This window comes from Streptomyces sp. NPDC059499 (assembly GCF_042749285.1).
Taxonomy (GTDB): Bacteria; Actinomycetota; Actinomycetes; order Streptomycetales; family Streptomycetaceae; genus Streptomyces.
Map to the genome: position 1 here is coordinate 302,866 of NZ_JBHYTT010000006.1, position 12,922 is coordinate 315,787.

General features: G+C 70.9%; 11 protein-coding genes. 7 read left to right on the forward strand and 4 right to left on the reverse strand.

All coding sequences use genetic code 11. The features are described from left to right. The first annotated feature begins 81 nt into the window (after positions 1-81). The 4 genes from ACFW9O_RS17320 (at position 82) to ACFW9O_RS17335 (ending at position 4,143) form a co-directional block, all read left to right on the forward strand. Positions 82-744, forward strand: coding sequence for a TetR family transcriptional regulator (locus ACFW9O_RS17320; protein ID WP_384610202.1), 663 nt, complete (start codon positions 82-84; stop codon positions 742-744). A gap of 224 nt (positions 745-968) precedes the next feature. Then, positions 969-2,330 (forward strand): MFS transporter, encoded by a 1,362-nt coding sequence (locus ACFW9O_RS17325; RefSeq protein WP_384610204.1) that lies wholly within the window; start codon positions 969-971, stop codon positions 2,328-2,330. Between the two features lie 77 nt (positions 2,331-2,407). Continuing rightward, complete coding sequence (locus tag ACFW9O_RS17330; RefSeq protein ID WP_384610206.1) at positions 2,408-3,376, forward strand: AEC family transporter; 969 nt, start codon at positions 2,408-2,410, stop codon at positions 3,374-3,376. Positions 3,377-3,639: 263 nt separating this feature from the next. Further along, positions 3,640-4,143, forward strand: coding sequence for a GNAT family N-acetyltransferase (locus tag ACFW9O_RS17335; protein WP_351179775.1), 504 nt, complete (start codon positions 3,640-3,642; stop codon positions 4,141-4,143). A 125-nt stretch (positions 4,144-4,268) separates the two neighbouring features. Here ACFW9O_RS17335 and ACFW9O_RS17340 read toward each other — a convergent pair whose 3' ends face one another. From ACFW9O_RS17340 to ACFW9O_RS17350, 3 genes are all read right to left on the reverse strand, one after another. Then, complete coding sequence (locus tag ACFW9O_RS17340) at positions 4,269-4,787, reverse strand: SMI1/KNR4 family protein (protein WP_384610208.1); 519 nt, start codon at positions 4,785-4,787, stop codon at positions 4,269-4,271. Between the two features lie 41 nt (positions 4,788-4,828). Then, positions 4,829-6,877 carry a bifunctional glycosyltransferase 87/phosphatase PAP2 family protein gene (locus ACFW9O_RS17345; protein ID WP_384610210.1) on the reverse strand — a complete coding sequence of 683 codons (2,049 nt, stop codon included), beginning with the start codon at positions 6,875-6,877 and terminating at the stop codon, positions 4,829-4,831. A 196-nt stretch (positions 6,878-7,073) separates the two neighbouring features. Next, positions 7,074-8,180: a serpin family protein gene (locus ACFW9O_RS17350; protein WP_384610212.1), complete on the reverse strand. Its 1,107-nt coding sequence runs from the start codon at positions 8,178-8,180 to the stop codon at positions 7,074-7,076. Positions 8,181-8,242: 62 nt separating this feature from the next. Here ACFW9O_RS17350 and ACFW9O_RS17355 point away from each other — a divergent pair, with 62 nt between their 5' ends. After that, a complete protein-coding gene (locus ACFW9O_RS17355; protein ID WP_384610213.1) occupies positions 8,243-8,719 on the forward strand; it encodes a GNAT family N-acetyltransferase in 477 nt (158 codons plus the stop codon). Between the two features lie 79 nt (positions 8,720-8,798). Here ACFW9O_RS17355 and ACFW9O_RS17360 read toward each other — a convergent pair whose 3' ends face one another. Further along, on the reverse strand, positions 8,799-10,841 hold the full coding sequence (locus ACFW9O_RS17360; protein ID WP_384610215.1) for a DHA2 family efflux MFS transporter permease subunit: 2,043 nt from the start codon (positions 10,839-10,841) through the stop codon (positions 8,799-8,801). A 139-nt stretch (positions 10,842-10,980) separates the two neighbouring features. Here ACFW9O_RS17360 and ACFW9O_RS17365 point away from each other — a divergent pair, with 139 nt between their 5' ends. Next, the gene (locus tag ACFW9O_RS17365; RefSeq protein ID WP_384610217.1) at positions 10,981-12,000 is read left to right on the forward strand and encodes a peptidoglycan-binding protein; all 1,020 of its coding nucleotides are present in this window, start codon (positions 10,981-10,983) and stop codon (positions 11,998-12,000) included. Between the two features lie 197 nt (positions 12,001-12,197). Further along, complete coding sequence (locus ACFW9O_RS17370; RefSeq protein ID WP_351179754.1) at positions 12,198-12,860, forward strand: HAD-IA family hydrolase; 663 nt, start codon at positions 12,198-12,200, stop codon at positions 12,858-12,860. The last annotated feature ends 62 nt before the right edge of the window (positions 12,861-12,922 follow it).

Below are 12,922 nucleotides of genomic sequence, written 5' to 3' on the forward strand. Positions count from 1 at the left end.
AGACCCCCGGCCCGGATCGACCCCCTCGCCCCCCGGCTTCTAGAATCGCGAGCACTCACCGACTGCCCGCGGAGGATCCGGATGACCAGCACCGAAGGACCCGCCCGACCCGCCGGGCGCACCCGCGACGCGGCCCGCACGCGGGACGAGATCCTCACGGTGGCCACGCGGGAGTTCGCCCGCCTCGGCTACGCGGGGGCCAGGGTCGACGAGATCGCTGCCCGCACCCGCACCACGAAGCGGATGATCTATTACTACTTCGGCGGCAAGGAGCAGTTGTTCACCGCGGTGCTGGAGCGGGCGTACAGCAGGATCCGGGAGGCGGAGCAGCTCCTGGACGTGGAGCACCTCGACCCCGTGGCTGCGGTCCGTCGGCTGGCCGAGCTGACCTTCGACCACCACGAGGACCACCCGGACTTCATCCGGCTCGTCAGCATCGAGAACATCCACGAGGCCGAACACATCGCCGCCTCGGCCGAGTTGAGCCGCATCGGCTCCCCCGCGATCGATGTCCTGCGGCGCATCCTGGACTCGGGGCGCGCATCGGGGCTGTTCACGGCGGACGTCGACGCCGTGGACCTGCACGCGATGATCAGTTCCTTCTGCTTCTTCCGGATCGCGAACCGGCACACCTTCGGGGCGCTCTTCGGCCGCGACCTGGTCGCCACGGACCGGCGGGAGCACTACCGGACCATGCTCGGCGACATGATCATCGCCTACCTGACGGCCGACCGGGCAGCCTGAGCCCTCGGCCGGGGCCGGTACCGGAGCGGGCCGGCAAGGACGGCCGGGGAGCGGGGCGGGTACGCCGCGGACCGGTCGAGTTCTGCGCGGACCCTTGACAGGGGCGTCATCTCCTCGCAGCATCCCTAGCCATCCGCAACTAACTACCTAGTGCGTTAATTAGCCGCGCCGCTCGCTCCGCCCGCTCGCCCTCCCCGCACGGAACGTCCCCGAAGGAGTACGACGTGACCGTTCACGACCCCGCCACCGGTCCACCGCTGCCTCAGGCCCAGCCCCGTAAAGCCGCGCTCGCCGCCTGGATCGGCAGCGCCCTGGAGTACTACGACTTCTTCATCTACGGCAGCGCGGCCGCGCTGATCTTCCCGAAGGTCTTCTTCGACGAGTCCGATCCGGCCAACGCGACGTTGCTGTCGCTGGCCACCTTCGGTGTCGCCTACGCCGCCCGTCCCGTCGGCGCCCTCTTCCTCGGCCATGTCGGAGACCGGGTAGGACGTAAGAAGATCATGGTCTTCACGCTGATCCTGATGGGCCTGTCGACGTTCCTCATCGGCTGCCTGCCCACCCGGGAGCAGATCGGTGGTGCCGCTCCGGTCCTGCTCGTGCTCCTGCGTATCCTCCAGGGCATATCCGCGGCCGGCGAGCAGGCCAGCGCCAACTCCATGACCCTGGAACACGCACCGGCGCAACGGCGCGGCTACTTCACCAGCTTCACCATCAACGGAACGCAGGCCGGCCAGCTCATCGCGACCCTCGCCTTCATCCCGGTCGCCGCCCTCCCCGAGGAGCAACTGCTCTCCTGGGGCTGGCGCATCCCGTTCTGGCTGAGCATCGCCGTCGCGGTGACGGGCTACGTCATCCGCCGCACCCTGGAGGAGACACCCGTCTTCGCCAAGCAGGCAGCGACCGAGGGCGTGGCGAAGATGCCGCTCGCCGTGCTGCTCCGCGACCACTGGGCCGACGTGCTGCGGGTCGTCGGGTGCGCGGTGATCGCCACCGTCAGCACGATCTTCACCGTCTGGGCGCTGTCGTACGCGACCAGCGACGCCGTGGGCATGGGCCGCACCGGGATGCTGTGGGTCGGCGCCCTGGCCAACCTCGTCGCCCTGTTCACGATCCCGCTGTGGGCCCGGCTCTCGGACCGTGTCGGGCGCAGGCCGGTCTTCCTGATCGGCGCCATCGGCAGCGCGGTGGTCATGCCGCTGTACCTGTGGGCGATCTCCACCGGCAGCTACCCACTGGTGCTGGGGCTGGGCATCCTCGTCTTCGGTGTCGTCTACAGCGCCGCCAACGGCATCTGGCCCTCGTTCTACGCCGAGATGTTCCCCACCCGGGTCAGGCTCTCGGGCATGGCGATCGGCACCCAGACCGGCTTCGCCATCGCCGGTTTCGCCGTGGCCTTCGCCTCGCAGATCGCCGGCCCCGACGGGGACAACTGGGCGGGCGTCGCGCTCTTCGCGGCGGCACTCTGCCTGCCGCCCGTCGTCGCGGCGCTCACCGCCCGTGAGACCGCCCATGTGGAGACGGAGCACCTCGGGGAACGGAGCGGTGAGGCCGCCCCGAAGGCCGGGATGTCCGTCGGGGTCTGATCCCACCCCGCCCGGGCGGGACGTCCTGCCGTGGGCCCGCCCCCCCCCGCCGGCCCGGCCCACGGCACGCAGGGATCATGAGCCGCATGCATGACCTGCTCTCCGCCTTCGCCCCCATCTGGACGCTGACCGCCATCGGTTACGCGGCCGGGAGGGGGCGGCTGCTCGGGGAGCAGGCCGAGGCGGTACTCGGCCGTTTCGTCTTCCATGTGGCCATGCCCGCGGCGTTGTTCACGATGGTCTCGGACGCGCGCCTGGGTTCGTTCGTGAACACGACGATGATCGCTTTCGCCGCGGGCACGCTACTCGTCTGCGGCATCGGCCTGCTGGTGGCCCGGCGCTTCTTCGGCCGCAAGACGGCCGACGGCTCGATCAGCGGGATGGCGTCGGGCTACGTGAACTCGGCCAACCTCGGCATTCCGGTGGCCGTCCAGGTGCTGGGCGACGCGTCCTTCGTCGCCCAGGTCATCCTGTTCCAGGTGCTGGTGGTGTCGCCGGTGATCCTGACGCTGCTGGACTCCGGCACGGACCGGGGAAAGCACCACTGGCGCGCGGGGCTGCGCCGCATGCTGACCATGCCGGTCCGCAACCCGGTCATCATGGCCTCGCTGCTCGGCCTCTGTGTTTCGGCCACCGGCCTGCGGCTGCCGGAGGCGTTCACCCACTCCTGCGATCTGCTGGGGTCCGCGGCCGTTCCCACGGCCCTGATCACGCTCGGCCTGTCGTTGCACACCCGTCCGGAACCGGCGGCCTGCACGGCCCCCGTCAGCCGGGCGGAACTGGGGACGGTGGTGGCTCTCAAGACGCTCGCGCAGCCCCTGGTCGCCTTCGCCGTCGGCGGCCCCCTGCTCCTGGACCTCGCCGGCCATCAACTCCTCGCGGTCGTGCTGTGCTCCGCGCTGCCGACCGCCCAGAACGCCTTCATCTACGCCGGGCAGTACGGGCTGGACACCACGCTCGCCCGCAATTCGGTGGTGGCGTCCACGATCGTGTCGATGGGCACGCTGTCCGTGGCGGCCTGGGCGCTGGGGCCGTCGCACGGCTGAGCCGTTCGAGTGGCGGCCCCGCGGTTTCGGGCGGATGCTGGTCAGACGCGGCGATCCCGGCCGAAGGGGTACCGGGGAGGCGGACGCCTCCCCGGTACCCCTTCGGCCACACCCGCGCGCCCCGGTATCGGCGGGCTGCGGCGGTGTCTCCGGCACCACCCGCCGGAACAACTCCCCCAACAGGTCCGGCACCAACCGATCAGCAATCCCCACCGTGGCTGATACTCCAGCTGTGGTGATCAGCCGTGGGGCAAAGTGGGGCCATGACTACGTACGAGACGATGCCGTTCCACCTGGAGACCGAGCGGCTGATACTGCGGCCGTGGGCCGAGTCGGACGCCGCCGATTTCTGCGCCCTCCTCTCCGAACGCGGCAAGGGAACCCCCACGGTTGAGCACATCCGGACGTCCATCGCGGAGCTGCTCACCGCGACGGCGACGACGGGGATCGCCCTGTTGCCCATCCAGCGCCGCGACGAAGGCGACTTCATCGGCTACTGCGGGCTGATCATCGGCCGCTCCTCCGTGGAGGAACCCGAAATCGCGTATGAGCTGTTCCAGCGCGCGCATGGGCGTGGCTACGCCACCGAGGCGGCCGGCGCGGTGCTCGACGCCGCTGTCGCGACCGGTCGGAAGCGGCTCTGGTCCACCGTCGGCGCGTGGAACACACCGTCGCTCCGCGTCCTCGAGAAGCTCGGGTTCGAGCGGGATCACGTTTCCACGGAGGACAACGGTGAAGTGGTCTGGCTCACACGCTCGTTGCCGTGACGCAAGAGCACGCTCCCGGGGCTCCGTGCCGACATGATCGCTTCGGCCGGGGGAGCACATCGAGGCCACTTCTTCCGTGACCGGAATTCCCGGGCGCAGGGCGGCGCAATCGAGGTGCACCCCACTCAATCCATCGGGTAGAAGTCAGGCTCCGGCATCAGCCTTGCGATCGAGAACGGCTCGAACTCGGGATCCGTCAGTACGCGGTGGACGAACTCGCCGGTGGACATACTCACTTCGTGCCAGGGATACGGGTCGCCCTGCGTCACCACGGGCCAGTTGGCCGGATCCTCCTCGGCGGATGCCAGCCAGAAGTAACTGCACCTCATCTCACCGAACGCCCAGGGAAGGAGACCGCGCTGACCAGGCCGGTACATCCGGTAGGGCTTGAAGGCGGGATCGGGCCCGCTCTCGGGGCTGCCGTCGAGGAACGTCTTCCAGATGCCGACCAGGTCGAACTGCCTCGTGGCATCGACGGTGAGAATGCGCAAGAACTCCGAGAATTCTCCCTTGCCGAACCTGTCGGCAAGCTCTTTGTAGTCCTCGGGCAGTGCCGTACCGAGCTCTTCCTCAACGCTGTTCCAGGAAATCTTCGGCCGAGCCTGCTCCCAGCGCGTGGCCTCAGCGATTCGCTCGATCCACATTCTCTTCACCTTCCGATCGCCACCGCGTTCGGCGATGACACTCAGTGTTTACTGCCCACCGGCTCACCCACCGGGTTCCCGGCATCCTCCGCAGTTCCGGCTTCGGCCGTGGGACCCTTCGGCGCAGCTGGCTCGGGCCGGAGCGTGCGGGGCCCGGACAGGACGTACGTCAGGCCGAAGCCCATGCCCACGACGGCCGCGCCGCCGACCGCGTCCAGCACCCAGTGATTGCCCGTGGCGACGATGGCGGAGACCGTGAAGAGCGGGTGCAGCAGGCCGAGTGCCTTCATCCACGCCTTCGGCGCGAGCATCACGATCACCACACCGCACCACAGCGACCAGCCGAAGTGCAGCGACGGCATCGCCGCGTACTGGTTGGTCATCGACGTGAGCGTCCCGTAGTCCGGCTTGGCGAAGTCCTGTACGCCGTGGACGGTGTCGATGAAGCCGAGGCCCGGCATCAGCCGCGGCGGGGCCAGCGGGTAGAGCCAGAAGCCGATCAGGGCGAGGACCGTGGCGAAGCCGATGGAGCTGCGGGCCCAGCGGTAGTCCGTGGGCCGCCGTACGTACAGCACACCGAGGATCGCGAGCGGCACGATGAAGTGGAACGTCGAGTAGTAGTAGTCGAAGAAGTCCCGCAGCCAGGCGACCTCCACGACCGCGTGGTTGGCCCAGTGCTCCATGTCGATGTGCAGCCACTGCTCGAGGGAGTGGATCTGCCGGCCGTGCTCCTCGGCCGTCGAGCGGCCCGCGGTGGCCGCCAGCCGCACCTTGGCGTACGCGGAGTAGACGACCCGGATCAGCAGGAGTTCCAGCAGCAGGTTGGGCCGGCTGAGCACCCGCCGCCAGAACGGCAGCAGCGGCACGTGCTTGAAGCGTGAGGCGACAGGTTCGGCGTAGTCCGTGGGAACCGGCCGCTGCCAGTACGGCGAGGTGCGCGACAGGAACGGAGCCACGCAGGCCGCCCCGAGCGCCGCGATGAGCAGCACGTTGTCGCGTACGGGAAGGAGCACACCGATGTTCGGCAGCAGCATCTTCCCGGGGAGCGTGAGAGCGAGCACCACGACGGCCGGCCAGACCAGCCGGTCCGAGGCCCGGGTGCCGACCCGTCCGACGACGGCGAGGAGCACCCAGAGCAGCTGGTGCTGCCACGCGGTCGGCGAGACGGCGACGGCCACACAGCCGGTGACGGCGACGGCGAGGAGCAGCTGTCCGTCCTGGGCGTAGCGCACCGCGCGCCGCAGACCGAGGAAGGTGACACCGGCGGCCAGGACGAGGAAGAGCGCGATCTCCAGGGGGCCTTCGAACCCGAGGCGGAGCAGCGCGCCGTGCAGGGACTGGTTGGCCAGGCTGTCCGGGCTGTCGCCGAGCCCGGCACCCGCGACGTGGTGGACCCAGTAGGTCCATGAGTCGTGCGGCATCGCCGCCGCGGCCAGCGCGGTGCAGGCGGCGAACGCGGCACCTCCGGTCACGGCGGCCCGCCTCCGGCCGGTGAGCCAGAGCAGCCCGGCGAAGAGCAGGACGGTCGGCTGGAGGGCCGCGGCGATGCCGATCAGTACGCCGGGAAGGCGTTCGCCGCGCACGGCGAAGCACGCGACGAGCACCAGCAGGACGGGCAGGATGCTGGTCTGTCCCAGGTACAGGGTGTTGCGGACGGGCAGCGACAGCATGAGCAGGGCGATCGCGACGGGTGCCGCGAGGAACGTGGTGCGGCGGCTCACGGGGGTGGGCAGGGCGCGGGCGGCGACCAGGCCGAGCGCCGCGACGAGCAGCAGGGACCCGAAGGTCCACACGACGCCGAGGGTCTGCTCGGCCGAGGCCGTCAAGGGCTTCAGCACCAGCCCCGCGAAGGGGGTGCCGGTGAACCGGCCGGAGTCGTACACGGATCCGGCCACGTGCAGGACCCCGTTCTCACCGATCCAGGTCTCCAGGTCGGTGAGGCGTTCGCCGGGCGGCTGCCGCAGCACCACCGCCATCTGCCGTACGGCCAGCGCGGCCACGAGCAGCCAGAGCACAATCCTGGCCGCCCCGGTCCTCGCTCCCAGGTCCGCCGTCACGTTCCCCCGCACACTGCGCTCCGCTTCTGCCACGCGCGCCGCCCCTCCCACCGTTCGTGCACCGTTCCCTCGACCCGGGTGGGTGCGGATGAAGCCTCGCATTGCCCCATCACGAAGACACAATCACCCCCTCTTCACCTGACTGTCACCATGCTTTTGCCCGAAAGAATGCTCAGAACATGAAAGCCACCCCTGTGCGGTACCCGGAGTCGGGCGGTCCGGTTGCCCGTCAGCCCTCGTACGCGGGGGCGTCCGCCTGCCAGCCCGCGAACAGGGGAACATCCGCGGAGCCGTCCAGGACGACGATCCCGAACGGCCGGTCGAACGCGAGGTGCCGCACCACCTGCGGCCGGGGCGCGGCGGCGCGCCGCATCGCCACGACCGTGACCGCCGCGGCCTCCACACCTTCCTCGGCGATCTTCAGCACGGCCTCCTGGACCACCTCCGAGATGTGGAGGGGCTGGGGCGACAGTCCCGAGAAGTCCGCCTCGGCCGCACTCGTCGCCAGCCGCACACCGAGCGCGGGCAGCTGTTCGGAGACCTGGACGTTCGTACGCAGGGTGAATCGAGGAACCCCGATGGTCACCTGGTCGGCATCCAGCGGGGCACCCTCGTCCCGGGGCGCCCACGCGAGCGGCAGGACCTGCGCCGCCCCCGCGCCGGGCTCCCCGAGGACGAGCCTGACCCGGGCCGGGGCCGCCCCGCCCGGCTCCGTACGGCAGCGGAGCTCCACGACGTACGCGCCCGAAGCCGCCCACGCGTCCCGCAGCGGCACCGAAGCGTGCATCGTCGCTGCCGGGAGGGTTCTGCCCGCCGCGTCGGTGAACGGGACCTCACGGGTGCGGTTCACGTCGAACGGCGCCTCCCAGAGCGCCTTCAGAGCCAGCGCGTTGACGAGTGCGAGAGCGACACCGTCGAGCTGCAACGGCAGCCGTTCGATCAGGCCGCCGGTCCTCTCGCGCACCCAGGCGTCGATCTCGTCCGTGCCGACCGGTCCGAAGCCGATGTCCGGCAGCGCGTCCATGTACTCCTGACGGACAGGCACCCGGCTCCACACCCGGGTGGCCACCCGCAGCGCCTCGGTACACCCCCACTCCCGCGCCGCCTCCGTCACGACGGCGGCCGCCTCCTCGTCCGCCACCCCGAGGACCGAGCGGAGCTCACCGGCCGTCGCCCCGCGGGCCCCGGTCGCGACGGCGGCCATCGCCAGCCACAGTCCGGCCGGCGAGCAGACGAAGCCGCCTCGCGGACCGGGCCCCGCCAACTCCCGTATCCACTGCTCGCCGAGCCGTTGCACCGCTGCCGTCCGGGTCGCCGGGTCCGAGTCCTGCACCATCGCTGCCCCCTGCACGAGTTAATGGTTCGTCATCCGGGTCGTACGGGAGCCAGAATGAACCAATGACCTGGATCGTCGCCCCCGAACACTTCGGCACACCCGACGCGGAGCTCCTGCGCAGGGACTACTACGACGAGGTGGCGAGCCGCTACTGGGGACGGCCCGCGACCACGGGGGAGATCGACGAGGGGCTGACCGGCGACGGCGTCGAACTCCTCGCGCGGCCCACCGGCGAGTTCCTCGTCGGCCGGTACGACGGCAAGGCGGCGAGCTGCGCGGGCCTGCGTCTGGCCGACGCGGGGACCGCGGAGCTGACCCGGGTGTTCGTACGCCCCGCATTCCGCTCCACCGGGGGCGGCGGGCTGCTGCTGGCGGCGATCGAAAGTGCGGCGCGTTCCCTGGGAGTGCGGCAGATCCGGCTGGACACCCGCAACGACCTGGTCGAGGCGCGCGGACTGTACGCGAAGCACGGTTACCGGGAGGTTCCGGCGTTCAACCAAGGGCCGTACGCGGAGCACTGGTTCGCCAAGGAGCTGTGAGCCCGCGGCCCGCTGCCTGCGCAACGCGCCCGCGCTCGGGCCGGTGAGGCCGTCAGGCGGGTCAGGCAGGTCGCGCGGGTCAGGCCAGGTGGTCGCGGGGCGGTTCGGGCATGTGCGGCCGTTCCTTGCTCGACCCGCTCACCTCTGCGGTCAGCTCCGCGACGAGACGCACCAGGTCGGTGGGCCGTTCCGGTCCCCACCAGTCCCCCAGCATCTCCGCCAGGGACTCCTCACGGGCATTCGACAGCTTGACCACGGCCTCGGCACCCAGGTCGGTCAGCACCATCTCCGGGCCCTCGCGCCGGACCAGGCCACGCTCCTCCACCTGACGGGCCGCCGCGAGGATCACGTGAAGGGGCACGGGGGCGGCCTCGGCCAGCCTGGCGGGTTCGACGGTGCCGTGCCGCTTGATCCGCAGCAGCAGCCAGCTGGACGCGGGCAGCAGGTCGTACCCGGCCCTGGCAGTGATCTTCTCGTAGATCTCCCGGCGCCCCTCCCGGGTGGCGAGCACCGAAAGAGCGCGGGCGCACTCGTCGAACGAGGAGCGCTGGACCGGGTTCGACGCCAGGGTCTCGCTGGTGTCGGGGGCCCTCACCGAACCGCGCAGGGGATCCTCCCTGAGGAACCAGGCGACGACGAAGGCGACGGCCACGACGGGAGCCGCGTAGAGGAAGACGTCGGTGATCGAGGTCGAGTACGCGCTGAGGACCGAGGGGCGCAGGTCGGCCGGGAGCCGGCTGATGGCCCGTGGGTCGGCGGCGAGGGCCTCGGCGTCGACCCCGGGCGGCAGGGAGCGCCCGGCGAGCGCGTCGCCGAGTTTGCCGGTGAGCCGGGTGGTGAAGATGGTGCCGAAGACAGCCACGCCGAACGAGGCGCCGATGGACCGGAAGAAGGTCGCTCCGGACGTGGCGACGCCGAGGTCCTCGTAGCTGACGGCGTTCTGCGCGACCAGGACCAGCACCTGCATCACCAGACCGAGCCCGGCGCCGAAGACGAAGAAGCAGATGCTCATCTGCCAGGTGGAGCTGGTCTCCGAGAGCTGGTGGAGCAGCATCAGACCGGCTGCGGTGATGGCTGTTCCGGCGAGCGGGAAGACCTTCCAGCGGCCCGTCCGGCTGACGATCTGTCCGGAGGCGGTCGAGGTGATGAGCATGCCGAAGACCATCGGCAGCATGTGCACACCGGACATCGTCGGCGTGATGCCGTGCACCACCTGGAGGAAGGTCGGCAGATACGTCATCGCGCCGAACATCGCGAAGCCGATGATGAAGCTGATGACGGCGACGAGGCTGAAGGTCCTGATCCGGAACAGCTTCAGGGGCAGCACGGGTTCGGCCGCCCGGCTCTCGACGCGGATGAACGCCACGAGGAGCACCACGGCGAGGACCGCGAGGGCGATGATCTGGACGGAGTCCCAGTCCCAGGTGGTGCCTCCGAGCGAGGCGACGAGGACCAGGCAGGTGGCGACGGAGGCGATGAGGAGGGTGCCCAGGTAGTCGATGGTGTGCTTGGTGCGGCGGACCGGGATGTGCAGCACCGCCGCGATGACGAGCAGCGCGACGACCCCGACGGGCAGGTTGATGTAGAAGACCCAGCGCCAGCTGAGGTGCTGGGTGAAGAAGCCGCCCAGCAGCGGCCCCAGGACACTGGTCACACCGAAGACCGCGCCGAACAGGCCCTGGTACTTGCCACGTTCGCGCGGGGCGACGATGTCTCCGACGATGGCCATGGACAGCACCATCAGTCCGCCGCCGCCGAGTCCCTGGAGCGCGCGGAAGCCGATCAGCTGCGGCATGTTCTGGGCCATGCCGCAGAGGGCCGAGCCGATGAGGAAGATGACGATGGCCGTCTGGAAGAGCTTCTTGCGGCCGTACTGGTCACCGAGCTTGCCCCAGAGCGGGGTCGCCGCCGTCGCCGCGAGCATGTAGGCGGTGACCACCCAGGACAGGTGGTCCAGGCCGCCCAGCTCGCTGACGATCGTCGGCAGTGCGGTGGAGACGATGGTCTGATCGAGTGCGGCGAGCAGCATGCCGAGGAGCAGTGCGCCGATGGCCACCAGGACACTTCGCCGGGACCTGCCCTCGCCCGGTGCAAGGGGCTGCGGGCTCAGCTGCTGGGCCATGAACGTCTCCTCGGGTCCGCTTCTCCCCCATCCTGGCCGCTGCGTCCCGTTATGGCCTGCCGAGCAGCGGTGGGGGGCGTTGGGGTTCCCGGTGGCGGCCTGCATAATCACAGCAGTTCAAAGGGGAGGGGAACCCACGATGACCGGACATATATGCCCGGAGTGCGGCGGCGAGCAGGGCGCGAGACCGGGACCCGGGGGTGCGGAACCCGGGAGCACGGGGCACCGGTGCGCCTGTGGGGCCCGTACGGCCCGGTTGCCGGGTGAGGAGCACCGGGCCGCGCGCTCGGCCGAGATGGCCGCGGCCGAGGACTTCGATCCGCTCCGGATCCGGCCGTACGTGACGCTGTCGAGCGACGCCGGGCAGGAGCACACCGCACCCGCGACGGCCACGACGATGCCGATCTTCATGGGCGGTGCGGCGGGTGCCGGCGCGATGGGTGCCGGCGTGACGGGAGGTGCCGCGGGCCCGATGCCCGGCGCCGACCCGGCGGACGAGACCCGTCGGCGTACCGCCGCCGCCTATGCCGGCGGCGGCCCCGAACCCGTTCAACCGCGCCGTCGGCGGCCGTTCGCCGTCCTCGCCGCTGCAGCGGCTGTGGCCGCGGTGGTGGGTACGGCCGCCTTCGCGGGCGGCCTGTTCGACAAGGACGACAGCCGGGAGGAGGCGCTGCCCGAGGTCGCGACGAGTGTCCCGGACGCGAGCGACGGGCCTGCGGGCTCCGTGTCGGAGTCACCCTCCGCGTCCCCCTCCGCGACACCCTCCCGGTCCGCCTCCGCGTCGCCGTCGTCGTCCCCCTCGGCCTCCGCGTCGAAGAGCCCGTCCGCGTCCGCGTCCGCCACCGCCTCCCGGACACCGTCGCCCTCGGCGACCGCCACGCAGTCCGCGGAGGAGACGGAGGCGCCGCCCGCCCAGATCGCCGGGCCCACGCTGCGGCGCGGTGACCAGGGCCCGGAGGTCGCCGAGCTGCAGCGCCGGCTGCAGGAGCTCTGGATCTACCGGGAGCCGGACAACGGGGAGTACTCGGAGCGCGTGGAACGGGCTGTCCGCGAATTCCAGACGTGGGTGTCGGTCCAGAGCGATCCCCCGGGTGTGTACGGCCCCGAGACCCGTCGCGCACTGGAGGCGCAGACGACCGGCAACGGACGGCGGTCCTGACGCTCGGACGTACGGGAAGGGGCACCGGGCCGGGTGGACGGGGCGGCCCGGCCTGCGGGATTGGCGTTCCGGCGACGGTTTTTGTATCGTGATGGAACAAAGTAGCCTCCGCCCGTTTCCCCTGACCGGCGGGCGGGGCTGCTTGTTCTCTTGACCTGCCCCGTGCCGGTCGTACCCCCGCGCTCTGGAGCCTGCCGATGTCGGCCACCGTCCTCGAAGCCCGCGCCCTCCTGTTGGACATGGACGGCACCCTCGTGAACTCCGACGCGGTGGTGGAGCGCTGCTGGCGGCGCTGGGCACTGAAGCAGGGTCTCGACCCCGAGGCCGCGCTCAAGGTGGTCCACGGACGGCAGGGGTACGCCACGATGGCCGCCCTGCTGCCGGACCGCCCCATGGAGCAGAACTACGCGGAGAACCGGGTCATGCTCGCCGAGGAGACCGCCGACATCGACGGTGTGGTGCCCGTCGGGGGCGCCGCCGCCTTCATGGCGTCCCTCGCCGGCCTCCCGCACGCGCTCGTGACCTCGGCCGACGCGGCGCTCGCCCGGGCCAGGATGACGGCCGCGGCACTGCCGATGCCGGAGATCCGGGTCACCGCCGAGCTCGTCGGCGCCAGCAAGCCGGACCCCGAGGGCTTCCTCAAGGGTGCGGCCGAGCTGGGCTTCGACCCGGCGGACTGCATCGTCTTCGAGGACTCCGAGGCGGGCATCGCCGCCGGCCGGGCGGCCGGCATGCGGATCGTGGGTATCGGCCCGCGCGCGGCCGCGCTCTCCCCTGACGCCCACGTCGAGGACCTGACACAGCTCCGGGTGGAAGCGGTCGGCGACGGTTCGATCCGCCTGCACATCGACGCCCGCTGACCCGCACCCCCGCTTTTCCCGCGCGCCCCCCACATCGGCGTGCCGCACCTCGCACGCCCTCT

Bases quoted from the DNA above. Each gene is read 5' to 3' on its own strand.
- ACFW9O_RS17335 (WP_351179775.1), top strand. From the start codon at position 3,640: ATGACTACGTACGAGACGATGCCGTTCCACCTGGAGACCGAGCGGCTG.
- ACFW9O_RS17360 (WP_384610215.1), bottom strand. From the start codon at position 10,841: ATGGCCCAGCAGCTGAGCCCGCAGCCCCTTGCACCGGGCGAGGGCAGG.
- ACFW9O_RS17320 (WP_384610202.1), top strand. From the start codon at position 82: ATGACCAGCACCGAAGGACCCGCCCGACCCGCCGGGCGCACCCGCGAC.
- ACFW9O_RS17340 (WP_384610208.1), bottom strand. From the start codon at position 4,787: ATGTGGATCGAGCGAATCGCTGAGGCCACGCGCTGGGAGCAGGCTCGG.
- ACFW9O_RS17330 (WP_384610206.1), top strand. From the start codon at position 2,408: ATGAGCCGCATGCATGACCTGCTCTCCGCCTTCGCCCCCATCTGGACG.
- ACFW9O_RS17350 (WP_384610212.1), bottom strand. From the start codon at position 8,180: ATGGTGCAGGACTCGGACCCGGCGACCCGGACGGCAGCGGTGCAACGG.
- ACFW9O_RS17370 (WP_351179754.1), top strand. From the start codon at position 12,198: ATGTCGGCCACCGTCCTCGAAGCCCGCGCCCTCCTGTTGGACATGGAC.
- ACFW9O_RS17365 (WP_384610217.1), top strand. From the start codon at position 10,981: ATGACCGGACATATATGCCCGGAGTGCGGCGGCGAGCAGGGCGCGAGA.
- ACFW9O_RS17355 (WP_384610213.1), top strand. From the start codon at position 8,243: ATGACCTGGATCGTCGCCCCCGAACACTTCGGCACACCCGACGCGGAG.